A 26,948-nucleotide genomic window follows, 5' to 3' on the forward strand; every position below is an offset into this window, starting at 1 on the left:
AAAGTCACTTGTCACCTGCTATCATATTTTCGGCTACTTCTTCCTCTTGTTTTTGATAGGTGGTAATAATCTGCTTAAAATAATTAATCCGCTATTGCAATAAATTGCTTTAAGGTATTTAAATGGCTTAATAAACCATTGACTATAGTCCATAGTCAAGAAAGTGATCATTACTACCAAGCAAGGAAAGAAATAGCTAAAGTTCCTCAAAGTGTCATTATTTAGCATCCCCATACAAGAATAGATATCCCCTGAACTGAATGGGTAGGTTAAATATTCTGCTATTATTGTATGTATCTGATTGATTATCTACTTATATAATGCCAAGGATATAGGCCATGAATGGACTAGAAAAGCAATGCTGTCCCAAGAAAATCCTATTAACTCAGCAGGAAGAATCTTCAGAAGGTTTAGATTCTTGTTGTGCACCCAGTGATGCAGACGCTACTGATAATGCCTTTGCTTTTTTCGGTCAGTTATTTCAAGCAAACCTTGCTAAATGGACTGCGGGGATAAGTCCTGCAGCGCTAGGCTCGTCCTATTCCACATGGCTTTGGCAATTGGCACAATCTCCAGAAGTATTATGGGAACTGGCCTTTTATCCTGTCTTTCATGCTAATGATTGCATTAATAATATCATTTGTGTCGATCGTGCTGCTGGTGGCAAAGACGTACGTTTCAAAAAAGACAGTTGGCAGCCTATGCCTTGGCGCTTATATGCGGAAGGATTTTTGCAGGTAGAGGATTGGTGGCGACGTGCCACAACCAAAGTTCCTGGGCTACCCAGCCAAGTGGAACGCACCGTTTCATTCTGGGCACGCCAATATCTTGATGCCCTGTCCCCTTCCAATTGTGTTTGGTCTAACCCTGATTTGTTTCATGAAGCCATTCGCACTGGGGGACTTAATCTCATTCAAGGCAGCCAAATCGCTATGGAAGACTCCTTAGAAAAGCTAACGGGCGCACCACCTACAGGCTCTGAACATTTTATCCCGGGCAAAGACGTGGCGATTACCCCAGGACGAGTGGTGTTTCAAAATCATTTAATCGAATTGATTCAATACGAAGCTCTGACTAAAACCGTGTATAAAGAGCCCATACTGGTTCTCCCTGCCTGGATTATGAAATATTATATTTTGGATTTATCGCCTCATAATTCCTTGGTGAAGTGGCTCGTAAGGCAAGGCCATACCGTATTCATCATTTCTTGGCGTAACCCCGACAAAGAGGATCGTGATTTAGGAATGGATGATTATTATCGCCAAGGCGCCATGGCTGCGATTGATGCGGTATCAGCCACTCTGCCTCAAACAAAAATTAATCTGATGGGCTATTGTTTAGGTGGCACACTAGCCATGATTACGGCGGCCGCGATGAGTAGAGATAAGGATGAACGCTTAAATAGCCTCACCCTTCTTGCAGCCCAAGGGGATTTTACTGAAGCCGGGGAATTAATGCTTTTTGTTACTGAAAGCCAAGTGGCTTTCCTTAAAAACATGATGGGAGAACAAGGGTATCTTGATACCAAACAAATGGCCGGTTCCTTTCAAATGTTGCGTGCCTACGATTTAATTTGGTCCAAAATGGTTCAAGACTACATGCACGGGATGCGGCGTGGGATGATTGACTTAACCGCTTGGAATGCGGATGCCACGCGGATGCCTTATAAAATGCACAGCGAATACCTTGAAAAACTGTTTTTAAACAATGATTTTGCAGAAGGCCGTTATACCGTGGAAGGAAAGCCGGTGGCTGCTGAAAACATTCAGTTGCCCGTCTTTGCAGTCAGTACTGAAAAAGACCATGTGGCGCCTTGGCAGTCTGTTTATAAAATCCACCTGATGACGGAGGGTGACATTACCTTCGTCCTCACCGGTGGCGGACATAATGCAGGGATTGTGAGTGAACCGGGTCATCCGGGGCGTTCTTATCGGGTTCATGAGAGCAAGAAAGGTGATGCTTATCTCAATCCTGAGAGTTGGCTCGCGATTGCAGAAAAACAAGAAGACTCCTGGTGGCAAGAATGGCATGATTGGTTAGTGCAACAGTCCACCAAAAAACGCGTTCCTGCGTTGGTCATAAATGCCTCACTACCCGCTGCACCAGGTACTTATGTACTGCAGAAATAAAAGGGAAGAAAAATGGACAAGGAGTTTCTTGAGAATGTGACTTTTGATGAGCTTACGGTAGGCCGGCAGGCGAGTCTAAGTAAAACACTCACTCAAGACGACATCAATTTATTTGCTGCCATGTCGGGTGATGTGAATCCTGCTCATATGGATCCGGTGTTTGCCCAAAGCGATATTTTTCATGGTATTGTGGGTCATGGCATGTGGTCTGGCTCGCTGATTTCAACACTTCTTGGTACTATTATACCTGGTCCAGGCACCATTTATCTTAAACAGGACATTCAATTTAAAAAGCCAGTGCGTTTAGGGGATACGCTCACCATCACCATCATCGTCAAGGATAAGGGTGCCAATAAGCCCCGTGTGATTTTTAATTGCAAGGGTGTGAATCAGCACGGAGAAACGGTCATCGAGGGCTTAGCAACCGTGCTTGCGCCAACGAAAAAAGTACGGGTTGCACGAACTCATTTACCGTCTATAGAAATACATAACCACGATCGCTTCGAGGCGATAATCAAAGCGTGTCGCTGTATGGGCGCTGTTCGCACGGCCATTGTGCATCCGGTTAGTATGAGTGTCATGGAAGCGGTGAACGATGCGGTAAACGCAGGACTCATTATTCCCATTTTAATTGGCCCTTTGGTCAAGATGAAAACTGCAGCTTTGGAAGCAAGTATTGATTTATCACAGTGGGAAACGATTGATACAGAACACAGCGATGCCGCAGCAAGCAAGGCTGCCGAATTGGCAGCTTCCGGCGAGATTGATGCCATCATGAAAGGCTCATTAAGCACTCATGAATTAATGGGGGCTATTGTACCCACCGCCTCGGGCTTACGCACGCAACATCGTGTGAGTCACGCCTACGTCATGGATATCCCTTCGTACCACAAACCACTCATCATTACAGATGCTGCGATTAATATTGCCCCTACTGCCACCGACAAAGCGGACATTTGCCAAAATGCCATTAATCTTTGGCGAGTATTGTTTGGCGAGGACAAGAAGCCCAAAGTAGCCATCCTTGCCGCCATCGAAACCGTCAACCCTAAGATGCAAGCCACTGTCGATGCCTCTATTTTATGCAAAATGGCTGACCGAGGACAGATAAATGATGGCATTCTTGACGGTCCCTTGGCTTTTGATAATGCGATTAACAAGGAGGCAGCCAAAGAAAAAGGGATTATTTCTTCTGTGGCAGGCGATCCGGATATTCTTTTGGTTCCTGAAATCGAGTCCGGGAATATTTTGGCCAAGCAATTGACTTTTTTAGGCCATGCGGATGCTGCCGGAATTGTTTTGGGTGCTCGTGTTCCATTCATTCTGGTGAGCCGAGCCGACTCACTTAGAACGAGGCTCTTCTCTTGCTCCCTGGCTGTTAAACTGGCGGCAGCTCGAAAGGAAGGACGAATCAAATGACCCAAGTACAAGAAGCCAGTATCCTTGTGATTAATGCAGGCTCTTCCAGTGTCAAATTTCAGCTTTTTTCAAGACAATTAAACCCACAACTGTTGGTTCAAGGGAAAGTATCTGATATTGGTAACAAGCCTTCATTTACAGCGATCGGTGCAATACCAAATCTCGGCAATACAGAGGTTGATAAAAAAAGCCTTTCTGATGAGTGTACGCATGAAGAAGCCTTACGTCTTATTTTGAACTGGATTGAGGTTTTGAGTGAACAATGGCAGGTGACTGCAGTTGCTCATCGCATTGTCCATGGCGGGACTCTCTTTAAAAACAGTGTGATAGTCAATCCACACGTCATGCAGAAATTATGGGCATTAGCTCCATTGGCTCCTTTACACCAACCCCATAATCTCAAAGCCATTGAATTCATCAGTACCCTGAAACCAGAGGCACTTCAAATTGCTTGTTTTGATACAGCGTTTCATGCCCATCATAAGGCTTTGTTCACCGAGTATGCATTGCCACAAAAGATAAGGGAACAAGGTGTTCGTCGTTATGGGTTTCATGGATTATCGTATGAATGGATTGTTCACACCTTGCGGCGGTATGAGCCTTCATTAGTTGAGGGACGGCTTATTGCGGCCCATCTTGGCAATGGAGCAAGTTTGTGTGCGATGCGTAATGGAGTAAGTATTGATACGACGATGGGCATGACTGCCTTGGATGGATTACCCATGGGAACTCGTTGTGGGAACCTTGATGCCGGCGCTGTAACGTTTATGATGCGTCATTTAGGCTTATCTACCGATGAGGTTGAGCGTCTTCTTTATAATGAATCTGGACTTCTTGGCTTATCAGGCTTAAGCAATGATGTGAAAATCTTGCAAGACAGTGAGGATACAAGGGCACAATTTGCATTAGATTATTTCTGCCTTAAAGCTGCCCAATTCATGGGGATGATGGCAGTAACCCTGGGTGGGATGGATGCCATCGTGTTTACGGGCGGTATTGGTGAGAACTCAGCCTTTGTGCGAAACACTATCTTGCGTCATTTGAAATTTCTTAAACCTTTTGAAACACGGGTTGTTACAGCTAACGAAGAGCGCATGATGGCAATTCATGCCATGTCACTTCTTGAGCGTCAAACGGGAGTAAAAGCTGATGGAGAATAAAAAAGGATTGATTGTTGGAATTGCCAATGAGTACTCCATCGCATGGGGTTGTACTAAAGCATTGCATGAAGCGGGCAGCGAATTGGCAATCACCTATCAAAATGAGAAAACCAGGGGCTATGTACAGCCTTTGGCTGAAAAAGTGTCATCTCCTATTGTTATGCCTTTGGACGTGACGGATAAGGAACAATTTGATGCCCTATTTCAGAAAATAAAAGACCGCTGGGGTCGTCTTGATTTTGTTATCCATGCGATTGCCTTTGCACCAAAAACTGATTTACAAGGTCGTGTTGTCGATTGCTCGAAAGACGGCTTCATGATGGCGATGGATATTTCTTGTCATTCGCTCATCCGATTGGCAAAAGCCGCTGAACCACTGATGGTCGATGGAGGGAGTATCATAACCATGAGTTATTATGGTGCCGAAAAAGTGGTCAAAAATTACAATCTCATGGGGCCTGTTAAAGCGGCTTTGGAAACCTCAGTACGCTATCTCGCCATGGAACTTGGCAGTAAAAAGATTCGAGTCAATGCCATTTCTCCAGGGCCAATAAGCACTCGTGCAGCCTCAGGTTTAGCTGATTTTGATACGCTGATGGAACAGGCAGCAAAGGAAGCGCCCTTGCATCAACTGGTTACAATAGAGGACATTGGTGAAACAGCCTCATTTTTGGTATCCGATAAAGCCGCCTCCATCACTGGTCAGACTCTTTATGTGGATAGCGGCTACAATATTAAGGGCTAATAAACCAAAAGTCATTTTTTCTTTAAAAGTATTCTTGGTCATTTAGTAATTACATGTATTGTCCACCATTGATATCAAAGTTAGCACCCGTGATAAAGCCACTTTGTTCATCAGCAAGAAAAGCAACGACCCGAGCAATTTCCTGAGGTTTGCCTAATCGCCCCACAGGAATTTGAGCGACAATGGCTTCTAAAACATCATCCCTCATCGCGGCAAGCATCTCCGTATTAATGTAGCCAGGGGAGACCGTGTTCACGGTAATTCCTTTCTTTGCGACTTCTTGCGCCAGGCTTTTGGTAAAACCATATAACGCCGATTTACTGGCGGCATAATTACATTGTCCGAACTGCCCTTTGCGCCCATTAATGGAGGAGATTGTGATAATACGCCCATAACCATTATCCAGCATGTTGGATAATACGGTTTTCGTCATATTAAAAACGCTATTTAAATTAGCATTAATGACTTCTTGCCATTGTTCCGGTGTCATTTTTTTCAAGCTGGCATCATGAGTAATGCCTGCATTATTAACTAGAACGTCAATTTTGCCGTACTTCTCTATCACCAAATCCGTTAATTTTTCACAATCATTGAAGGAAGAAATATCCGCATAGGCAATGTCGATATCAAATCCTTGCATGGATTGTTTTTTCTGCCATTCTCTTGCTAATTCGTGATGGCCATGTTTGAAGTAGCAAGCAATCACTTGATAATTGAGGTTTTGCATTTCTTGACATATGGCTGTTCCAATGCCACCAGTTCCTCCCGTTACTAAAGCAATTCGTTTGTTCACCTTCCTTCCTCCTTGATTTGGTTATTTAATTATTTAACGAGTTCAACGTCCTCTGCTTGCGGCCCTTTTTGTCCTTTGCCTACTTTAAATAGAACGGTTGCCCCTTCGGGAAGGGTTTTAAAACCGCTACTTTGTATAGCACTGAAATGGACAAAATAATCCTTGCCACTACTTTCAATAAAGCCAAAGCCCTTGCCTTCATTAAACCATTTTACTTTACCGCGAATTTTATTGGTCATTTTGGTTTCTTTTCTGATAATTTGAGTGCTTTATAGTGTCATGCTACATGATTCTCTGTGTCAATAGTCAGTATTTTAGCTCAGCAATCCTGGATTTTTTTATTCTTTCTAAGTCATGGGGTTTTAAAACCAAAAGACATAATCAAAAGAACTGAGGAGAATTATTGATTGTCGCATCCCTTTCTCAATTAATTGAATCAGAGGGCTTAGTTTCTTCTTCCATCTTCTTCAATGAAACAACTTTATCACACTGAATCTCAATCGTATTTGTTTTACGTGTTGATACACCCCAGCATCTTATCCTTTTTCCATCAATATTCATTGATAGGATATGAATAATCAAATTTTTTCCATAAGTGTTGTCTATCTTAATATCTTGAGTATTACTTGTTTTTGTAGTAATTCTCCCAATTGAATTTCCATTACGATGGAACTCTATTAATATCTCGATATTGGATAAAGATACATTTTTTATTTTGGAATCTTTATGATATTTAATATGATAGGATTCCTTGCCTGCATAGGCGTTTATTGCTGTGAAGAAAAAAATAACAATAAGAACAACCTTAAAAAAGCTCATTTTTTCTATTTTAGACAGTCTGATATGCTTCATGTGAGTCATGCCCCCTTATTTTTTTGATATTCCAATAAAAATTTTCATGTTCCCCAGTTCTATAAAATTAATATTAATCCTTCTTCTGCATACATATAATCCCTCCAAGTTTAGACTACACAAAACAAATTTTTGAGGGGCAATGAACGTAAGTCTGATTCAGAGTATCCTTTGACAATATATAACCCAATCATTAATGCATCGTATTCTACTCCTCTGTTCTGCGTCACTGCAATTTTGTGCAGTGACGCAGAAAACCAACCTTGATTTTACCGGGTAAAATCAAAACATTAGCGCATTTTGTCCTGGCGCCCGTCTGGCGTCAGGACAAAATTCTCTTCTTCAAACCCTTGCGCAGCAAGCACCGCTTTGGTACTTTTTAATGAAGCACAACTGAAGAGCTGGTGTGATTCCAGCGAAACGTATCCAACGTCTTGTGCAAAGCCACTTCATTCCCTAACTCTGTGGCTAGACGTTCAGTCGGGAAAACCATCTAGGAATCTCTGCCATCCGGCAGGGCAACTCCCTCGGGAGTTTAAGTCAATTTATTTCAATTTGACCATGGACTTGTGACAAGGCCCATTGTCTTGTCGTTTTTATTAATCAGCAAAATAAGGAGAAATAACCACTAGAAAAACTGTAATAATCGGCGAGATCGTTTGCCTTATAACGATTGTTTTGCCCCCCAACTTCGAGCTTTATGGCTTTTGCCAGGTTTCATTTTTGAGTGAGCCGCTCGACCAACACTAAACCAGAAACAGGGCAAATGAATTTTCGGATTGGATGATGAGACAATATTCCTTAAGACAAACTGCTAATCGGTACTTTCAGCTTGATAACCGAGGCAGCTATCAAGAAAAGAAAAAGCGTGCTTACGTCATACAAAAAATGATTGATGATTTATTTTGCATTGGTGATGTGCCTACCTCATGGCAAGTCATGAAATCAGAGCATATTCAAAAGCTGGTTGAATATTGGAAAAAAGACCGTGTCAAAGACGCCACGATTATGCGTTACATGACAATTATCAGAAATTATTTACAGGATATTGATTGTCAAATACTCAATATTGATAACAAATCCTTGCAATTGCAAAGAAAAAAGCCAAAACGCCAACGATTAAAATGGCAACCTAACCTCTGGGAATCATTCTCTGATAGGACACCACGTATCATCATGGCACTGCAAACACAATTTGGCCTAACTTTTAGTGAAGCAATACATATTAGGCCAGGTATCCATATTAAAGAACATAAACTCTCGCTCACACGCGAGATCACTTTTAACTCGGTGGATAGAACCATTCCTATCAGAAATGAAATCCAAAAAAATATTCTGTCTGATTTAGAACAACTAACCAATAGGCAAAGCCTGGTACATTTTTTTAGCTACAAACGCATCAAGCTAGATTGGAATCATGCACTGGTAGACCACAGCATCCCAATAAAAAAATCCTGGCGTTATTTATATGCAAGACAGATGTACGAATACTTACTACCGATTCTGGGCAACTACCAAACCTGTTTAGTATTACATGATGAACTGGGAATAAAATCCCGCAACACACTATGGGCATACCTCCATGAGTAAATCAAAGCTGAAAAGCGCATTATTTTCGATCAATGAATGTGTCAAAGAGTTAGGCGTATATTCCCATGCCAGCAAAGCCGACACACGCCATATCTTAAATCGCTGCATTAAGGATCTACATGACCAGGGTTTTATGGTTGCTCATGTTAAAGGGCTAAAATCAAAACACATTTATGTGTTAGTAGAGCACTGGAAAAAACTGGGTAAAAACCCCGCTACTATCAAAAATTACATGTCTAAACTAAGGAAGTTATCTATCTGGCTCAATAAACCAGAATTGATCAAGCCGAGCAATGATCATTATCAAATTGACAAGCGGAATTATGTGCCAACACATAACAAAGCCATCACTAACGTAGATTTCTCAAAATGCGAAAATCCAATGATACGTCTATCTCTTGAGGCCCAATGCCTCTTTGGTTTACGCCGTGAAGAGTCAATGAAATTAGTTATCAGTGATGCTTGGAGAGGGGACCGTCTAATATTAAAATCCAGCTGGACAAAAGGCGGTATTGGGAGATCCATAGATATCACCAACGATGAACAAAAAGAATGGCTAGAAAAAGCGATTAAGCAAGTACCTCATGGTCGATCATTGATCCCCAAAGGCAAAACCTATAAACAATATTTAAGGCAATACCAAACTGAAACAGAAAAGCTGGGACTTAAAAAGTGCCATGGTCTGCGTCATGCCTATGCTCAAAAAAGATATCATGAAATCACGAGTCAGCTTTCTCCAGATAAACAGTCATTAAAATGTCCAATTGAGGGTGGAAAATCATCTAAATATTTGTCTCAATCAGAAAAAGCAATAGATCGTGAAGCCCGTGGAATTATAAGTAGAGACCTCGGCCACTCCAGAGTATCCATAACCAAAATTTATTTAGGCTGACACTTTTTGTTTTTTTAGCTTTTCAATACACAATTTCATTTTATAATGTGGCACTGGATGCCATGAAGCTAGAAATTCTCCAATAATTTCAAAACCAACCTTTTTATAAACATGAACCGCACGCTCATTAGAGATCTCAGGATCAATAAGCACTATTTTTGCATCAGAAAATTGACTTAAAATAAACTCATGAATCATCCATACTGATAATCCCTTACCGATATAATCCAATCTGCAAATGAATAAATCTAGAGTAACTGCACCATCAAGATATTCTTCTGATTTCTCTATTTCAGAAGTAATTAAATAAGCGAATGGGATTTCATTATCATAGGCTATCCAATGAGTAGCCCACGATTCCCCATCACTTAAAAATTGATCAATGTCTTTAATCGTATTACTTAGACCATCACCATGAAGCCATTCATTAATATGTGGCTGATGAATCCACGCCAGAACAAGTTCATGTTGAGATTTATTCATTGGTCTGAAACAAAAACGCAACTCATTTGAGGAGGCTTTAATCATCTAAATAATACTCAAATAACGGGGAGCTAATCTTTGAATTGTATCACTTATCAGAAAACTGTGTATTAATAAATTTTCAAATAAGTTCATTTACTATCATTTGGAAAAAGCGCTTGATTTCCAGTTCTGGCTTGATAATCTAAAAGCAACACAACTGAAGAGTCAGTGCGATTCTGACGAAACCTACAGGTCTTGTGATATGCCATCTTGTTCCCTAATTCCATGGCAAAGCGTTTAGCAGGGAAACCCCATCAGGAGTTGTCTTTACGGCCTTGCGCCCGAGGAGTGCTTCGAGCACATCATCATTAATAACCAGGTAAATCAACCGATGTTTCGGTGATCTTTTTGCATAACCCAATTGGGATTAATAGTCCCTTTGGGGCTAATCCTCCCTATTTCCAAGGAGCCTATAATGCAACAACTGGAACCAGCACAATTTGAGATCGAACATTTGCTGTTTGAGCTGAATTGTTGTGTCAATGATTTAAGTCGCCACCGACTGCAAATCAATCCCCATGATATTCAGCAAGCAGAGTTAAGTATGCACAAACTGGAATCTCTGATTTCTTTTGTCAAACTGTTTGATACTCAACGAATCGCTTGTTGATTGAAACGATTTAAGTCTTATCTGCATAACAGAAAACCATCTGCCTATGCGGATGTTTTTCTGTTATGCGCTCACATTTAACAAATAACAGGAGAATACAATGACTGCATCTTTAAACCGCGTTCAATTAATCGGCAATTTAGGGGCTGATCCTAAAAGCATCACCGGAAAAGACGGACAATCTTTTGTCACAGCCACTTTAGCAACCAATGAGTCATTCAAACAGAATGATGAATGGCAAACCAGAGTGGAATGGTATCAGCTAGTGCTTTTTGGAAAGCTGACTAAAGTGACTGAATATTTAAAGAAAGGGGCGCAAGTATACCTTGAAGGCAAACTACGTTCTAATCAATGGACTGACAATGAAGGTAAAGCGCGTCAAGCCTTAAGCATTGTTGTCAGCCATATTCAGCTACTCAGCACACCCAAATCTACTGATGAATCAAGCAGCAAAACCGCAGAACAGCACATGGCTCAGATGCGAGAAATACTGCAACCCGATTCAGAAGAACTACCGTTTTGATCATACCCTACCACGGGAGCAAGCTCCTGTGTGGGATTGCCCCCTTAACACAAGGAGATAATCCCATGGACACCCCTTCAATCTACGTTGCCTGTTTAGCCTCTTACAATAACTCCATATTGTATGGTGTTTGGATAGATGCCACGCAAAGCGAAGATGACATCATAGAAGAAATCTGGGAAATGCTGGATAACAGCCCTGAACCCAATGCTGAAGAATATGCCATACATGATTATGAAGGATTCGGCAGCATCAAAATCCATGAGTACGAATCAATATGCAATATTGTGGAGTACACCTCATTTATCCAAGAACACGGGGAGCTGGGTTTAGCTCTTCTCTCTGACTATTCGATAGATGATGCACAAACTATGTTGGAGGAGCATTACCAAGGTTGTTATGATTCAGAGGTTGATTTTTCCAGGCAGTTATTTGATGACTGTTATGCCCATCAATTGCCGGATAGTTTGATCTGCTATTTTGATTATGAAGCTTTTGCTCGTGATCTTTTTATTAGTGATTATTGTTCGGTAGAGTTTGGTGGACAGGCATATATTTTTTCAAGCTATTAAGCCCCTCTTTGGGGCTTCTTTTCTACTAGTTTAAACTCTAAAACCACTTTGAAACTTCTATTAGGTTTTAAACAAGTATTATAGCCCGTTGATTCAATGTTACAATAATCGATTATTTAACTCAAAATGAACTGAAATGGGTTCTGGTGTATTTATAATTTTATCCGCAATACTCCATGCAACATGGAATACATTTGCCAAACGCAATTCAACTCCCTATTACGAAGTATTGGGAATTATGAGTTTTGCAACTGTATTCTCGCTTCTATTTATTCCTCTTTTCTCTGGTCCATTGTTTGAAACATCTGATTCCTTTTTATGGGCACTAACCTCCGGTTTATTTGAAGGAGGCTATATAATCACATTAGCTATCAGTTTTAGTCAGTCTTCGCTTGGGAAAGCCTACATTATTATGCGAGGTAGCGCCATGGTAATTGTCTGGTTTATCTCAGCATGCTTCCTTGGTGAAAATATAAATTTATTTAGTGTCATTGGTGTATCCTCTGTTCTTTTTGGATTGATACTAACAAGCCAAACTTTTAACCCTGATCAATCAAGACAACTGTTATTTCCTGTTCTATGTGGCATCTGCATTGCTGGTTATCATTTATGCTACGGTCGTTCTTTAGCATATGGTGCAAACCCAGCTGCGCTCTTTTCTGCAGCTTTATGGATTGCTTTGCCTTGTGTTTTTCTTTTGATGAAGAAAAAACAAAGACAAATATTCAAAGAACAAGTTAAATCCAATTGGAAAATGACTTCTCTAGGAGGAATTATAAGTGCATTATCTTTCTTGCTATTTTTAATTGGATTGCGTCATGCTGAAGCTGGTCTAGCCCTTACTCTTCGTAATACCTCAGTGGTATTTGCGCAAATATTTGCTTATTTTATTGGTGAAAAGATTTCCCAATATCAGTGGATTGGAGCTTTACTGGTAGCTTTTGGTGCTAGCTTAATATATCCATACTAAAAGTGCATGAGTCCATTGATCGTTTGTCATCCATAAGTTGACAAAAAATTCCCTTAAAATACTCTATAGAGTTATTAGCACTAGCGCTTAGCTGTAGTAAATAAGTATTTTCATTATCCCACCACAGAGCATCATGTGGCCCATAACAATTATTAACACTGGCAATGTATATATTGCTGGAAATCATATCACTCTTCGGGTTTAGGACAGTTAAATTAAAATTACTGTATCCACTAAATGAATTCATATTTGGCAATCTAGAAAGTGCTGGCTTCTTTATTGGGAAAGAGGCTTTATTGAAAACACGAAACCATGCAATTTGGTTTTTCTTTTCATTCTTCGGAAACATAACAAATTGAATTTCTTCTACTTGATTTTCATTACCATAAATAATTTGGCTATCTGGAATAAAGTCTAAGTTAAGATGGTTTAAATACTTAGTATAGGAATCCGGCCTGCTACTTCTAAGGATATTATGCATTGGCCATCTTAAATTCCATAAACTTGAAGGTGGTTTATATTCATTTCTATTAATGCACGCATTTTCTACGCAGTTGTTGTAGCGTGACCAATACGATAGTTCAAAAAAGCTCTTTTCTAAGATTTCACTTGATGATGAAAGAGGAGAAAAAAATTTACAAAGATCTAAGAACTCCTCATCCTTCAAATTTCCTTCAAGTAAACGAAGTTCAATATTAGTTCCATGGGATAAAAAACTTAACGTTTTAGATTTCGAATAATCATAACCAATCCAACAAATACTTTCCTGATTCAAAACGTGGGGTTTCATTTCCCAAACCCAATGATCGTATAAAGCAGCATGATCTAATGTTGATAAAGGCCCAAAATCATACAAAAATTGCTTACATCTTAAGAGAGCATTTTTATACTTAACAAAGTAGTAATAAGAGGAGAAATGAGCAGAACACCAAGCAGACCATTTTTTAAATTGATAATGACTTGGTTGTTCATTATAAGGAACATCTTCTTCCCTAAGTATAGGGTTATATAAAGTAACTTCATCCGTATGAGGTATCAAAATAACAAAATTTACTTTTTCTTGAGCCTGTGTAGGGGATATTTCGTGCACTAAATTCATTTCTTAATTCCAAGCATATTAAGATTGGGGGTTGTCTATAATTTGGTGGGGCTCAAACTAATAATTATAAATGAATGGTCTTTTCAGCCCCCCTTTCACTTCCTGTATTTTGTCATTACTCATAAAAAAACCAGTTATCGATGCCCGTACATGATTTCCTGCTGCATTTTCTACTTTTTTTATACAATGCAAAATATTATTTTTAAAAATAACCAATCGATTAGGTTTCGGTACGATATAATAGCCTATTCCATCGCCAATATAGTTATTCAACTCTGAGCTATTAAGGTGGAACCCTGCTTTTTTCATCTCATTATTAATTAAAGAGACTTCAGGATATTCAAATTCTTGCTGGTGTATAGGATTAATTAATAATTCGGCTCCCCAATTCATATCCCAATTAGGATGACAGTAATAAACATACGCGCCTGAGATTTTATATTTTCCGTCGGTATGCCAAGAAAGTCCTGAACCCCTTGGGTAAAGGTAGGGCCTAGCATAGAAAAAGTCCCAATCTCTATCTTTAAACCCTATTAAATGAGAAAACTCCGCAGAGCCCACAATTAGTGCCTGTATAAATAAATCAATTGTTGTATCGGTAGGGTAAATTTGCTCTGTAGTGCAGGGTTCAGGCCTTGAATGAGAAATAGTAACGTTACCCCACAGAGGAGCGCCATCCTCGAGACTAAAAGCATTTATCCATCTAGAAGAATGAACAAACTTAAATTTTTCAGTTTGAATAAAATTCCAAATTTTTTCAAAAGGGGATGGCTCTAAGAAATCATCGATTACTGCAAACACATCATTGTTTAAGATTAATTTCATACTACTTCTACAGCAAAATATCAGATGGAATACTTTTTCTCTTCTTTAGTTACCAAGGCATATACTCATCTTTATCTTCTTCTGCATCGATTCTATTAATATAAAATTCTTTCATCACATCTCCTTGTTCAAAATTATTTTTTAGCAGAGTGCCGATTATAAATTCAATAGATGAAAGTGGCAATTGAATTGAGGAGCTATTTTTTTTACACACTAGCCTATGGAAAATTTTGAAAGTGTAGCCAGAAGTGTAGCCAAGAATTCATGCTAGGGGATGTGGATTCGTTATAACCCTTGATGAGACTGGTCGGGACGGAAGGATTTGAACCTTCGACCACTAGCACCCCATGCTAGTACGCTACCAGGCTGCGCTACGCCCCGATTGGATGCGAATAATAACTTGTCTTAAGGGAAATAACAAGAATTTGAGTCTTTTTTGAGAAAATAGTTACCTCAATCTTGTCAGATCTATTGTTATCAATTTAAAACTGATAACAATAGATCATAGCATAATTTAAGGTTTCTGAGACTCTTTAATGTTTACACCTAAGAAATGTTGGGTGAATTCGTAATCTTTGGTTTGTAAATTATTACCACTGCATACTGGGCTTGCCCATTTATCAGCGCAGGGTTTATCTCTGCCGATAGACCACATGGATAAGCCGCCCAGTTTTTTGCTTTGGGCAAATTGGAGCAAAGCGTCGACGTTTGCTAACGTAAATTGTTCTGTGTTTACATCGTTCACGCCAATCATCGGTGTGACGATGATTTTTTGCCATAAGGCTTCTGCTTGTGCTTCTGGGTACATGGTTTGCAATAGCTCATGTAATGCTATTGCTGCAGAAATAGCGTAATTTCCCATATCCTCACTGTAAGCAGGACCATAATCCATAGCCATGATGTTAACTTGATAATTAAGTTTGGCTTTTTTTGCTGCTTCCAGTATTTCTTTTCCCTGAGAGGTTAATCCTTCGGGCATGGTAGGTAAAGTAAAGCTTATTTGAATTTTTGGATATTTTTGTTGAAACACGTTTAATGCAGCCATAAGCTTGTTAATGTCCGTCGTTCCATTTTCAATATCAAAATCCAAGCTTTTAGCTTGATAAGTAGCGGTTACTTGTTCGAATATAGTGACTAGCTGTTTTTGATCACAATTGGATGAAATGTCAGTACCATTAGCGCCACCAAAAGAAACGGCAATATCAATACCATTTTGCACCAACTTGTCTGTTAAACGTTTACCCCATTGACTATCGGTACTATAAGTAGCTTGTCCACCCCATGCTGGCTGACAAGTACCACTATCCGTAATAAATGCCAAATGATAGCCTTTTATACCATTGGCGACTGCAATAGCTGTTAAATCCATCGGCTCCATACTTTGAGTTTCTGGTTCCCAATGAATATTGATTGTTATATCAGCATAAGGGCTAAATGGAATTTTTTCAGGGGTTGCATAAACGACGGCGACAAAAAAAATCCCTAACGTGAGCATGGACAATAGAAGTTTTTTCATAATAAAGATTACGCAAGCAAATGATCATAAATAATACCACTCAATAATAAATAACACAAACAGAATAATTTAAAAGCAAATCAACCCGCAAATTAATTAATCCTTAATCTTTTAGTATTAAAATTAAACTATGTAGATGTGATGAGTTTTTATTATGAGTAAATATAAACTACCTCCTTTGGTTCTCTTTGAAAGCCATGCCGATCGTTCTGTAACTGACTTTTTAATAAGGAATCTCGATTATCTAAGAGAAGTAGGTTATACCAAAATTTGCTTTGAACTTCCTAAAGGATTAGCGTTAGCAGCAGTAATACAACAAATGCGTATGGCAATCATGTTGCAATCTTCAAAGGTTTCGTCAATGGATTTTAAGCAATCCAATTTTCAGATAGAAGTTGAAAAGTTACGTAGCGTGGCAAGTAAACAGCAGCTTTTCCTGGAAATTGAAGAAAAAGGACTTCGTTTTAAAGCCATTGATATGCCCGTCGAAAAGCAAATGGAGTATGGCTTAAATTCTAAAAAAAGAAATCAAATGCTGACTCAAGGAACCATTGAAACAGCGGAAGAAGCAGATGGGGGAGTTATTCTTGTCACGGGATTTGGACATAATGTTTTACAAGAAATGATTGCCCATTATGACTCAGGGCATGCTGACCAGTACTTGTGGTTTCATCTCCATAATCCTAATTATGAAACAGAAGCCCATAAAGAGCTTGTGAGGGATTATGAGAAACGTGGCTATGAAAACTGCTTCCCGTTAGGTGTTTCTATTCTCGATGTAAGCACCGATACAAAAATCGAAGAAATAGATACGCAAATAAAAGAAGCTATCAGCAAAAATTGCTACAATTATGTGGCTGAAGAAGTTGATACATCGACAGCAAGTATTCTTAAGCAATTGCTTGGACCAAACGTTTCCGCCCATTTGCGAACTGATGGTCAGCACCATGTTGATGCAATTATCCCTCTGCCAGGTGCAGATTCTGAAATAAGCCGGGGTGATTTTCTAAGAGAGCTGAGCAATACGTTAAAAGGTATTTCTTATGAGGTAGAAAAAGGGAGCGCGATTATTCGTGACATAAACGATAAACCAGTGGCAGAGCAGCTTTCTTCACTAAAATCTAGTAAATTATAAATTTATTTCTACTAAGGGTGGGGGGATGGATGTGTTTCCTCAGCAATTTCATCCTCCTCACCATCTTCCCCTGTGGTTTGATAACCAGGAACACCATCGCCTAACAAATCAACCTCATCACCACCACGAAATTGATTCTGATTAAATTCATCCGTAGAATCTTCCAATTCTAATTCATCTGCAAAATCCAATTCGGGTTTAATTAAAGTATCTACCGTTTCCTTTTCCAAATCACTCATCACTCATCTCTTTTCTTTATTTACTCTAAATTAATTATAGATGGATGAAACTATTTTTACTTTGAAGAAACTAAATTAAGGGTAAAAAAACAGTTAAGGGTATATTCTTAACTGTTTTTTTATAATTTAACCGAAGGCATTAATCCCAGTAATATGTCGTCCTAATACAAGCGTATGAACATTATCAGTACCTTCGTAGGTAAAGACTGACTCCAGATTAAGCATGTGCCGAATGACATGATACTCGAGACTAATACCATTTCCACCCAATAAATTGCGGCATTTGCGAGCAATCTCTAAAGCCTCTCGACAAGCATTCCCTTTAGCAAGAGAAATCATGACAGGTGTTTCACGTTGCTGATCTTTTAAGCGACCAATCTGCAAGTTTAGACACTGAGCTTTAAGAATTTCCGTATACATCATGGCCAAATCTTTCTGAATTAATTGAAAAGAGGCCAATGGCTTCTCGAATTGTTTACGTTCAAGTAAATAATCACGTGTAATGTCAAAACAAGCCATGGCAGCTCCCATTGCGCCCCAGGCGATACCATAACGCGCTTGGCTTAAACAACTTAACGCAGCCCCCAATCCTTTATCACTGCCCGGCAGTAAATTTTCATCGGGGACAAAGACATCTTCCAATACTAATTCACCCGTAATTGAAGCACGCAGGGACATTTTTTGTTTAATTTCAGGACAACTAAAACCTTTGAATTCTTTTTCAACAATAAAACCACGTATGCCCGCTTCCGTTTTAGCCCACACAATTGCCACATCGGCGATGGGGGCATTGGTAATCCACATTTTAGAACCATTCAACCGCCAACCACCGTTTACCTTCTTGGCATTGGTGCGCATACTAGCCGGATCGGAACCTGAATCAGGTTCAGTCAAGCCGAAACAACCAATGATTTTACCCGCAGCCATTGCCGGCAATAAACGTTTTCTTTGTTCTTCATTGCCGTAACGGAAAATAGGATACATACAAAGGGAACTTTGCACGGACACGAAGCTGCGTAAACCGCTATCCCCTCTCTCCAGTTCCTGGCATACCAACCCATAAGCGACATAAGAGGCCTCAGCCCCACCGTATTCAGCTGGCAGGGTTAAACCTAACAGCCCCAAATCGGCTGATTTTTGGATTAATTGACGAGGAAATTCGGCATGCTCGAAGGCCTCAGCCATTAAAGGTACTACATCTTGACTTACAAAACGCGAAACGCTATCGCGAATCATGCGCTCGTCATCGTGCAATTGTTCGTCAAGAAATAACAAATCGTCCACGTTCCTTCTCCCTTTTCACTGAATGCAATGCCAAAACGGCTGCAATAATTGAATCTCGGCTAGGTAATAAATATTGCCAGGCAGTTCCCAATGGTATAAAACAATCCTCGCCGGTAATCCGTTTAATTTTCAGACGGTTTGGTGCTTGCTCCATTAATAAGGTCATTAAACCTTCACTCACTGAACCACTCCGGCGTCCCTCATCGACGATTAAAACACGCTTTGCTTTTGCAACTTCGCGAATGATCGCGTCTGCAGGTAAAGGATTTAGCCAACGTAAATCAACAAGTTTTACATCGATGCTATGTTGCTCTTTCAAAATTTTGGCGGCCTGGCATGATAAATAATAACCATTGGCATAACTTAAAATAACTGTCTCACCCTCACCACGAACCCCCACTTCACCAGCTTCAACTGTTTTATCATTGGATGGATATTCAAAAAGCCAACCATTATCCCCTGTCTCATGTAAATCCTTCGTCATATAAAGCGCGATAGGTTCTAAAAAGACAACAACACGACCTTCCTGATGCGCAAGTTTCATGCAAGTGCGAAGCATCATAGCCGCATCAGGCCCATTGGAAGGACAGGCAACTAACACCCCTGGTAAGTCACGAAGCACCGCAATGGAATTATCATTGTGGAAATGACCCCCGAACCCTTTTTGATACGCCAATGAAGCAATGCGTATTACCATTGGATTTTGATATTGACCATTGGAGAAAAAAGATAGCGTGGAGGCTTCGCCACGTAATTGATCCTCGGCATTATGTAAATATGCTAAAAACTGAATTTCCGGCACCGGTAAAAAGCCATTATGAGATAACCCAATGGCAGTGCCTAAGATTGTTGTTTCATCAAGCAGGGAATCAAATACCCTTCGCTGGCCAAAACGCGCTTGTAAATCGGCAGTCACACGATAGACGCCCCCTTTTTTTCCTACATCCTCCCCAAACACTAACATGTTAGGGTATTGCATCATCAAATCCGTTAAGGCGAAATTAATGTTTTGACAAAGGTTACGTTTCATACCGAGCTGATTATAGCTATTACCAAACACTTTCTGTCGCCTTACTTCATCAGCAGGCAAATAAACACGCTTATTGCGAATTTTTGGCAAAATGGAAGACATGACTTCGCTTGCACTACTCATTTTAGGAAGACGAATCGCTTCTGTCGCTTTTGCTTCAATGAGAGCACGATTATCCTGATACAAATCAATCATGGCCTTTAAACCCATCCACCCTTCACGGTATAGAATCGCAGCAGTATACAGTAAGGGATCATTCGCTTCCCGCTGCTCAATTTCAATTTGAGTATTGTATTGTGACTCAATATCAGAGCCGGCATGTCCTAATAAACGCACACACTTCATGTGTAAAAAGACAGGTTGCTTTTTTATTCTGGCCAAATATTCAGCTTCCTGGGTTTTCTCATAAATATCCGCAATATTTAATCCGTCGCAACTTATATAATGCAAACCAGGTCGTTCTTTTATGGAGTGTTCTATCCAGTTTTGAGGGGTTGGAACCGAAATTCCAATACCATTGTCTTCGCAAATTAAAATTAAAGGTAAAGGGTAGGGTTGCGAGGCAATCCAGGCACATGCATTCAAGGTTGTCTGTGCACTGGCATGATTAGTTGAAGCATCGCCAAAAGAACATAAAATAACGGCATCAACGGGCAATTTACTGTTAATTGCTAATTCTTTCGCTCGAGTAATCGACAATGCTGCCCCTAATGCTTTTGGTAAATGAGACGCAATGGTTGAAGTTTGGGGAGGAATAGTTAAAGGGACGCTTCCAAAAACCTTATGGCGCCCCCCTGCAATGGGATCATCGGCAGCAGCCACTAAAGATAATAAAATATCTCTCACACCGTCAGTGCTCGAGAGTTGTTTTGCACGCTGTACGTAAAAAGCCCCACTGCGATAATGTAAAAAGGCCATATCGCTAGTTCTAAAAATTTTACCAAAGACAGCGTTGCCTTCATGACCGCTACTACCAATCGTGTAGTAAGACAAACCTTTTTCTTTCAATTGCCGGGCAATAAGGTCTAACAATCGGGATTTAATCTGTGAATCAAATAACTCTATGACCGTTTTTTTATCCAGTCCCACTTCTATAGGTCTGGTTGCCGTGCGCAAGAGAGGAAAATTACCTTCTTTTATTCGGCTAATGAATTGTTCATCGACTACGCTCGCTCTATCTAGCATCTTAAACACCCTGTCTTAGTAGCACTTCATCAAGTGTTTTAACTGATGAATGCATTTAGTCTCCCCATCTCGGGGTGATATCCTTTCTGGTCATTCGTTTTAAGCTTGAATTGCCTGGCATCAGCCTTCGGGCTATGACCTGAACATGTATTTTCTGTCGACAGATATCAAGAAATCGATAGCTTTGCCGATACAGTGGGCATCAGTATAGTGAAATGCCTCAATAAATGACAAGCAAATTAACTTACTCAAGGAAGTAATATGGCTATTGATATGCCAGGTAATATGCCGATGGTGAGACTTGAGCCCATGCAAGAGCTAAAACTCACCAAGCCAACCACGGAACTTTACGTAGGGCAACTATTAAAAACTGTGGTCGTAAAAGCATTAAGCGAAAATCAAGTACTGATTAATATCAACGGCCAAAACATTAATGCCCGTACTTCACATCATATCAATCCAGGTGAATTATTGCGGGTAAAAGTAGTACAGACGAAGGGAGAAACCGTTTTACAGATCTTGCGTGCTCCGCCAGAATACAGCTTACTGCACAAGGCGCTTATGCAAACATTGCCTAAACAGGCATCACCCGCTTTTTTATTAGCAAGTCTAAGTGAGCTTAACTCCTTTTCCAACTTACCACCCATGATTAGCCAACAAATCCAACATTTACTGGCCAGTTTCTCACCTTTGGCTCATTTACCACAGCAGTTAGCACAAGCCATAGGTTATAGTGGGTTATTTTTAGAAAACACATTGGCCAACTGGCGTAAGACAGATTCTAGGGAGCCCTTGACGAAAGATTTTAAAGGACAATGTATTAAGTTACGCGGATTACTCAATGAACAGCTGGGGACGTCTTCGGTAAAAGCAGCCTTCTATGAACCAGAGACTTTTCCTCTACTTAGCAACATTCCACAACCGCAGCGAAATTTAACCCCCGTCTCCTTTACAGGCCAAACAGTAGAACATATTTTAGCAATGCTGCACGAACAAACCACACAAACATTAGCTCGCATTGAAACGAACCAACTGCTACATTTGCTTCACTCTCAAGGTGAATCTTATCGCTTGCTATTTGAACTACCTATCCATACGTTATTAGGTTTGGAAGTTATTCCTTTGAAAATTGAAGAACACCGCCCACAACAAGCATCAAAGACTGCTAAATTAAGTTGGTCTATGAGCTTTGCCATACATCTTAGTCATCTTGGGGATATACAAGCCAAAGTAAAATTACAAGATACTGCCCTTGACATTCAAATTAATGCTGATAAAAAAGAAACTGTTGATTATTTGACCGACCAACAACAAACCTTCACCAATTTACTGGAACCATTGGGATTAACACTTAACTTATGGAATGTAGATTTCGGCTTACTGACTGAAGAAATGGATATCAGTAATCTTCATTTGTTGGATATAAAAATATGAGCAAAGACAAAACCAAAGCGGTGGCCTTGCACTATGATGGCAAATCAGCCCCTAAGGTGACTGCAAAAGGAGAAGGCTTTATTGCAGAGCAAATTATTAAAGTTGCTAAAGAGCATGGTATCCCTTTGCAGCAAAATGAACAATTAACCGAACTTCTCGCTCAAGTGGAATTAAATAAAGAAATCCCGCGAAGCCTGTATGTTGCTGTCGCCCAATTGCTGACTTTTCTCTATTATATCAACGAGAAAAAGCCCCAGGATTATCAATAACTGGCAAAAGATGTTCAAATATTCTACAATTCAGTTACCTGAGCAAGACTTGAGGTAAATTATGAAAGGGATAACATTAGTACCGATGTCAGTCATTTTGACAGCTTGTGGTTTTACCAATACTGACGTGGTTGAATACCGAAAAGTCAGTGTTACTCCCGTTGTTACAACTCGTGTTGTATCTACCCCTGTTTATACAAATCGCTGCTGCAAAACGGTCGTTGCACCAAGAAGATGTTGCCCAACAGCTACTACCGCTGTGGTTACCACACCAAGTTGCTGTGGCAGTGTCGTTACGACCCCCGTAGTAACAACACCGGTTGTCTATGATTCAGTGAACATCGTAGACACTGAACCGGTTGATGTAACAACCACAACCGTAGAATATTATTAAAAGTAGCTTTAAGCTCGCAACTTCAAGATTGCTTTTATGGAATCTTGATGGGCGTTATACCGAATTAGCGAAGCTTATCGCGCACCGAAGCTAACTTGTGGAGCTGCTTTAGCTGTAATTAGTTGTGTGAATGTTTCAGGCAAATTTGTTTCCTTATTATGTGCTTGCATGACTGAACTATGTTGTTGCGATAAGCAATCTAAATAGCCTGTTTCAGCATAATTCGTATTCAATTCGGAGATGACCCCCGGATCATCTTCATTATCTGTTGCTTGCACTTTAGAAGGACCCCCTTGATCTTCCATGCTCACTGCCGCCACAGCGCCTTGTAAATTGTATTTATTATAGGCAATATCCAATTTTTCCTGAACAGCAGCAAGAGTAGCATTCCCGGAAACATAATCAGTTAATGCTTCAATGACTGCTTTTTTATCAGCAGGCAGTCTTGTCGGGCTTGCAGAGTCAATGCTTCTTAAAAGTCCTACACGGCCTGCTACTGCCTGTTCTCGTTCATTAGCACTTTTACAACCAGCGATAGAGACTGGCTCAATGAACACAGAAAGTGCTTGCGCAAGCATGCCAAATTGTTTACGTTGATGCTCATCATTGGCCATCATTTTAAATAAAGTTTGCACAGCTAGTGATTGCAAATCAGCTGCAGGCGCTATAGAACCCGTGCCTTTCCACAATGCTTTCTGGGCAGTTAAGAATTCCATCGTTTCTTTACCTTGTTGGGAATCTTTAAAATAATGATCTCCATCGCGTGCTTGAGGTAAAAACGATAGATAGGAGGCATGGGCAGTTCGGTAAGCAGAGGTAACACTGTCCCTTAGCATCGGTGAAAAAGATGCCGAATGATAACTTAAGGTAGCTAATAACGCTAAATCCGTCATTACTGCAGCTTCGCGCGTGGCGCCATCTGAGGCACCGTAACTCAATTCATTGGTATGTTGATTAACCGGTATATTTTGCACATAGACTAATGCATTCATCTTTCCACTTTCCAATTGCGCTAAGTTGTATAAGTGAGATCCTTTTAAAATTCGCGCCGCACTGGCACGCTGTTTATTCGCCGATTCAAAAAAACTGTTGTCGTAAGCTTTGGTGTGCAGAGATGTTAGCAGATTATAAATAACAGGACCTTGGTAAGTTTGATTTTTAGCCGTTAATAATCGATGAACATAACCAAGCTTGTCGCGAACATCCTCTACTGCTTTTTTATGGGACCCTGATTTAATCGCCATAGAAGGAATTCGTGCCTCGATCGTAGGATTATCATGTGCAGTTACAGTTTGGCGAACGGGATCATAATGGCAACGAGTAATTACTCGGATAGCTACTTTATCATGACCATATTGCTTATCATGAGCCGTTTCATTGGTAGCGCTAATGAGTATAGAGCTTTCATTGTCCGCATCCGTTCTTAAATAATCCCAGCCTGTTGCCGTTGTGCTGGTAAAGGAATGTTTATTCAAACCTTTTGTCAGTAATACGCTTAAATTAGCAATTGACTGGTGATCGCGCCCTTCCATTATTTTATCAACGAGTAGTTCGCGTGAACGTTTAGCCAACTCAACCCGTGCTTTATCCAATTTTTTATTTAAGCCAACATAATCAATAGTAGTACCGGTAGCTGATGCTTTTAACACACTCGCAAATTCATCCAACGTCATCGTATTAATTGCTTGCATTAACTCAAGACGCGCGTCTTCCGTGAGTAAAGCAACTTTGGCATTTTTTTCCAGGGCCCGCAGACTCAAAGAAACATGCATCATAAGCTCTTCTTGCAGCGCGATGACGCTAGAGCGTCGGGAAGAGGCAAAGAAGTTATCCAAAAGCACATCCATACCACGGGTGCTATCCATCCTGGCTTTAAATTTATCTTTAAGATTAGGGACCTTCTCAATATCGATATTACACCAGGTAACGGGAGTCACCTCACTACCAAGCAGACTGGTTAAATCGTCTTTTGTTCCTTCTCTTCCCGTGATTAATCGATAAATTTCAGCATAATTTGCATCATTTAATGTAAGCGCAAGAATGACATGTCCCTGAGGGTCAAAAATGAGTTTTTTTGCTTCAGTGCGTTGGGCTATTTCCAACGCTTTGGTTACTAAATAATTCTGATAAACCGCTTCTGCTGTCTTCTGTTTCTTTGCCAAATCCCTTTGAGAGAATTGGACCATAGATTGGTAGTGATGAATGGTTTTTTCAATTTGACGTCCAACCAATGACTGGGTGGCTTGCTCGGGATGTTGGAGTACTTGGCTCACTTTTTCCTTAAGTCCTGGTTGAATGTGGTGTTCAAAAAACTTTTCTTTTTCATGTTCCTGCTTAAGATCATAAAGAGCATAAAGAGCATCTTCATGGGATTTGAGCAGATTATTTTTTATAAATTCAATGTCTTCATCGTTATTGGTCAAATTTGCCCGTTTATATAATTCAAAGATCAAACCGGCCGCCCGTGAATTATGTTTACCGCTCCATTTGGCAAATAAAGCATCTTTATTTACACGTTGCATGTGTTTATTCAGTATCTGTACCGTCAATCCATTTCGGTTGATATCATCCATTAAATTACTGAAAAAATTGCTTTTATAAGCATTGGGTTTTTCTGCCAGATATTTTTTTATTGCTTTAAGAGCAGGGTCTGCTTGATGAAAAGCAATCAGTACCTCTTCCCGATCTTTCAAATGGTCATAAATTGTAGTTTCAAGATGTCTATAGGAAGTACTGCTTTCAGCATCTTCGTTAAGGGCATTTGCTCGTTGATCAGGAGCTTGTAGTAACGAAAATAAAACAGTTTTTTGTTCAGCTTGCTGGTGTAAAAAGAGAGGTGTTTGATTAATACTCTCTTTGATTTCTTGCAAGGTATCTTCACCAATAAAGGGCTGTATTTGTCTTTGTAAACTGACAGGAAGACTAAAAAATTTTTCTGGATTCTCTTTAACTAGTGCAGCAGCCAATAAAGGATGTGAATAGATGACGTTATCCAGTAGCTCCTGCTTATCGTGCACGATATCCAGTATTATTTGTATAAATTCTAATGTTTTATTGTTTTCAGTGTCTTGCAAGAGTAAATAGGAGCATAATTCATGGAGCAGAAAAGAAAAAAATTCAGGCGCCTTCCCCCACAGTAAAATTAATTTATCGTCCAGGTGAGGTAATGCCTTATCATTTTCATAAAATTTTATGAGACTTTGCGCCAGGGAAAGATTCGGATAATTAATACCCAATAATTCTTTAAACTCATGCTCGAGGTGTTGTCTTTCAACGCTTGATGTTGGGTGACTTTGCCACTGACGATAAAGAGATCCTGCTAATTTTTTTTTATCTTCCTCAGAAATACCCTTCGTCACAATGTTTTCTAATGAAAAATCTTCCTTCGATACCCCAAGATGTTCATACAGCTTGGCAATCCACCTAGCTGCCTGTGAATTGGCTGATCTATCCTTTTTGCGCGCCCACCAAAACAGGCTTATCAGTTCCTTATCGGTTAAACTTGCTAATTTTTCGGTTAAAGCCGCAACAGAGAGCTTATCGTTTTCAAGTAACTGGATAATGTCGTTAAAAAAACTCTTTTTCATCGCATCTTCGACAGAGTTTCCTTTATTGGCGACATAGGTTCGTAAATCTAAAAGCAAAGCCATTATGCAGTACCCGAATTAAGCCGTTAATTATAAAGTATAGAACTTTGCTTAAGAGAGTATTATTTGCGCATTTAGAAAGATAAAATTTACAATACTGTTACATTTTCA

General features: G+C 40.0%; 25 protein-coding genes and 1 tRNA gene. 14 read left to right on the plus strand and 12 right to left on the minus strand.

From position 1 onward, the window contains the following. Positions 1-338 precede the first annotated feature (338 nt). Genes Ljam_RS07640 through fabI form a run of 4 tightly spaced genes read left to right on the plus strand, consistent with a single transcriptional unit; the run spans position 339 to position 5,453 of the window. Entirely contained in the window at positions 339-2,129 is a 1,791-nt protein-coding gene (locus tag Ljam_RS07640) for a PHA/PHB synthase family protein (RefSeq protein WP_014842619.1), read from the plus strand. A gap of 12 nt (positions 2,130-2,141) precedes the next feature. Beyond that, positions 2,142-3,548, plus strand: coding sequence for a bifunctional enoyl-CoA hydratase/phosphate acetyltransferase (locus Ljam_RS07645; protein ID WP_014842620.1), 1,407 nt, complete (start codon positions 2,142-2,144; stop codon positions 3,546-3,548). Next, positions 3,545-4,708 carry an acetate/propionate family kinase gene (locus tag Ljam_RS07650; RefSeq protein WP_014842621.1) on the plus strand — a complete coding sequence of 388 codons (1,164 nt, stop codon included), beginning with the start codon at positions 3,545-3,547 and terminating at the stop codon, positions 4,706-4,708. The genes Ljam_RS07645 and Ljam_RS07650 overlap by 4 nt, the downstream gene beginning before the upstream one ends. Beyond that, entirely contained in the window at positions 4,698-5,453 is a 756-nt protein-coding gene (fabI, locus tag Ljam_RS07655) for an enoyl-ACP reductase FabI (RefSeq protein ID WP_014842622.1), read from the plus strand. Before Ljam_RS07650 ends, fabI begins: the two co-directional genes overlap by 11 nt. 49 nt (positions 5,454-5,502) lie before the next feature. Here the strand turns inward: fabI and phbB are convergent, their stop codons facing one another. From phbB to Ljam_RS07670, 3 genes are all read right to left on the minus strand, one after another. Beyond that, the gene (gene phbB / locus Ljam_RS07660) at positions 5,503-6,246 is read right to left on the minus strand and encodes an acetoacetyl-CoA reductase (protein WP_014842623.1); all 744 of its coding nucleotides are present in this window, start codon (positions 6,244-6,246) and stop codon (positions 5,503-5,505) included. A 29-nt stretch (positions 6,247-6,275) separates the two neighbouring features. Continuing rightward, entirely contained in the window at positions 6,276-6,485 is a 210-nt protein-coding gene (locus Ljam_RS07665) for a cold-shock protein (RefSeq protein WP_010652810.1), read from the minus strand. Positions 6,486-6,669: 184 nt separating this feature from the next. Continuing rightward, a complete protein-coding gene (locus Ljam_RS07670; RefSeq protein WP_014842624.1) occupies positions 6,670-7,098 on the minus strand; it encodes a hypothetical protein in 429 nt (142 codons plus the stop codon). Positions 7,099-7,884: 786 nt separating this feature from the next. On the opposite strand from Ljam_RS07670, the gene Ljam_RS07675 reads away from it, so the two are divergent. Both Ljam_RS07675 and Ljam_RS07680 read left to right on the plus strand, forming a co-directional pair. Further along, the gene (locus tag Ljam_RS07675) at positions 7,885-8,688 is read left to right on the plus strand and encodes an integrase (RefSeq protein WP_014842625.1); all 804 of its coding nucleotides are present in this window, start codon (positions 7,885-7,887) and stop codon (positions 8,686-8,688) included. Next, positions 8,681-9,580: a phage integrase N-terminal domain-containing protein gene (locus tag Ljam_RS07680; protein WP_014842626.1), complete on the plus strand. Its 900-nt coding sequence runs from the start codon at positions 8,681-8,683 to the stop codon at positions 9,578-9,580. The genes Ljam_RS07675 and Ljam_RS07680 overlap by 8 nt, the downstream gene beginning before the upstream one ends. On the opposite strand, the gene Ljam_RS07685 is transcribed toward Ljam_RS07680, so the two are convergent. Beyond that, on the minus strand, positions 9,572-10,108 hold the full coding sequence (locus tag Ljam_RS07685; protein WP_014842627.1) for a GNAT family N-acetyltransferase: 537 nt from the start codon (positions 10,106-10,108) through the stop codon (positions 9,572-9,574). The genes Ljam_RS07680 and Ljam_RS07685 overlap by 9 nt on opposite strands. Before the next feature lie 412 nt (positions 10,109-10,520). Between Ljam_RS07685 and Ljam_RS07690 the strand changes: the two genes are divergently transcribed. The 4 genes from Ljam_RS07690 to Ljam_RS07705 all read left to right on the plus strand — a co-directional run bounded on the left by Ljam_RS07690 (position 10,521) and on the right by Ljam_RS07705 (position 12,780). Further along, on the plus strand, positions 10,521-10,715 hold the full coding sequence (locus tag Ljam_RS07690; protein WP_014842628.1) for a hypothetical protein: 195 nt from the start codon (positions 10,521-10,523) through the stop codon (positions 10,713-10,715). Between the two features lie 100 nt (positions 10,716-10,815). Further along, positions 10,816-11,238, plus strand: coding sequence for a single-stranded DNA-binding protein (locus Ljam_RS07695; protein ID WP_014842629.1), 423 nt, complete (start codon positions 10,816-10,818; stop codon positions 11,236-11,238). A 65-nt stretch (positions 11,239-11,303) separates the two neighbouring features. Continuing rightward, the gene (locus Ljam_RS07700; protein WP_014842630.1) at positions 11,304-11,810 is read left to right on the plus strand and encodes an antirestriction protein ArdA; all 507 of its coding nucleotides are present in this window, start codon (positions 11,304-11,306) and stop codon (positions 11,808-11,810) included. Positions 11,811-11,946: 136 nt separating this feature from the next. Next, a complete protein-coding gene (locus Ljam_RS07705; RefSeq protein ID WP_014842631.1) occupies positions 11,947-12,780 on the plus strand; it encodes an EamA family transporter in 834 nt (277 codons plus the stop codon). Here Ljam_RS07705 and Ljam_RS07710 read toward each other — a convergent pair. The 4 genes from Ljam_RS07710 to Ljam_RS07725 form a co-directional block, all read right to left on the minus strand. Further along, positions 12,758-13,879: a hypothetical protein gene (locus Ljam_RS07710; protein WP_014842632.1), complete on the minus strand. Its 1,122-nt coding sequence runs from the start codon at positions 13,877-13,879 to the stop codon at positions 12,758-12,760. The two genes, Ljam_RS07705 and Ljam_RS07710, sit on opposite strands and share 23 nt — an antisense overlap. A 57-nt stretch (positions 13,880-13,936) precedes the next feature. Then, positions 13,937-14,704 carry a 2OG-Fe(II) oxygenase gene (locus Ljam_RS07715; protein WP_014842633.1) on the minus strand — a complete coding sequence of 256 codons (768 nt, stop codon included), beginning with the start codon at positions 14,702-14,704 and terminating at the stop codon, positions 13,937-13,939. Positions 14,705-15,008: 304 nt separating this feature from the next. Then, positions 15,009-15,085 (minus strand) — tRNA-Pro (locus Ljam_RS07720). Positions 15,086-15,218: 133 nt separating this feature from the next. Then, on the minus strand, positions 15,219-16,220 hold the full coding sequence (locus tag Ljam_RS07725) for a chitinase (protein ID WP_058449476.1): 1,002 nt from the start codon (positions 16,218-16,220) through the stop codon (positions 15,219-15,221). Between the two features lie 154 nt (positions 16,221-16,374). Here Ljam_RS07725 and Ljam_RS07730 point away from each other — a divergent pair, with 154 nt between their 5' ends. Then, positions 16,375-17,355 (plus strand): hypothetical protein, encoded by a 981-nt coding sequence (locus tag Ljam_RS07730; protein ID WP_058449477.1) that lies wholly within the window; start codon positions 16,375-16,377, stop codon positions 17,353-17,355. An 11-nt stretch (positions 17,356-17,366) separates the two neighbouring features. Here the strand turns inward: Ljam_RS07730 and Ljam_RS07735 are convergent, their stop codons facing one another. The 3 genes from Ljam_RS07735 to Ljam_RS07745 all read right to left on the minus strand — a co-directional run bounded on the left by Ljam_RS07735 (position 17,367) and on the right by Ljam_RS07745 (position 21,093). After that, entirely contained in the window at positions 17,367-17,594 is a 228-nt protein-coding gene (locus tag Ljam_RS07735) for a hypothetical protein (RefSeq protein WP_058449478.1), read from the minus strand. 126 nt (positions 17,595-17,720) lie between these two features. Then, the gene (locus tag Ljam_RS07740; RefSeq protein ID WP_058449479.1) at positions 17,721-18,878 is read right to left on the minus strand and encodes an acyl-CoA dehydrogenase family protein; all 1,158 of its coding nucleotides are present in this window, start codon (positions 18,876-18,878) and stop codon (positions 17,721-17,723) included. After that, positions 18,856-21,093 carry a thiamine pyrophosphate-dependent enzyme gene (locus Ljam_RS07745; RefSeq protein ID WP_058449480.1) on the minus strand — a complete coding sequence of 746 codons (2,238 nt, stop codon included), beginning with the start codon at positions 21,091-21,093 and terminating at the stop codon, positions 18,856-18,858. The genes Ljam_RS07740 and Ljam_RS07745 overlap by 23 nt, the downstream gene beginning before the upstream one ends. Positions 21,094-21,354: 261 nt before the next feature. On the opposite strand from Ljam_RS07745, the gene fliK reads away from it, so the two are divergent. The 3 genes from fliK (at position 21,355) to Ljam_RS15200 (ending at position 23,190) form a co-directional block, all read left to right on the plus strand. After that, entirely contained in the window at positions 21,355-22,527 is a 1,173-nt protein-coding gene (fliK, locus tag Ljam_RS07750; protein WP_058449481.1) for a flagellar hook-length control protein FliK, read from the plus strand. Continuing rightward, positions 22,524-22,796, plus strand: a complete 273-nt coding sequence (locus tag Ljam_RS07755) for an EscU/YscU/HrcU family type III secretion system export apparatus switch protein (RefSeq protein ID WP_058449482.1) — start codon at positions 22,524-22,526, stop codon at positions 22,794-22,796. Before fliK ends, Ljam_RS07755 begins: the two co-directional genes overlap by 4 nt. A gap of 61 nt (positions 22,797-22,857) precedes the next feature. After that, complete coding sequence (locus tag Ljam_RS15200) at positions 22,858-23,190, plus strand: hypothetical protein (protein WP_131762329.1); 333 nt, start codon at positions 22,858-22,860, stop codon at positions 23,188-23,190. A 74-nt stretch (positions 23,191-23,264) separates the two neighbouring features. Here Ljam_RS15200 and Ljam_RS07760 read toward each other — a convergent pair whose 3' ends face one another. After that, positions 23,265-26,840, minus strand: a complete 3,576-nt coding sequence (locus Ljam_RS07760; RefSeq protein WP_058449483.1) for a hypothetical protein — start codon at positions 26,838-26,840, stop codon at positions 23,265-23,267. Positions 26,841-26,948 lie beyond the last annotated feature (108 nt).

This window comes from Legionella jamestowniensis, assembly GCF_001467745.1.
Lineage (GTDB): Bacteria > Pseudomonadota > Gammaproteobacteria > Legionellales > Legionellaceae > Tatlockia > Tatlockia jamestowniensis.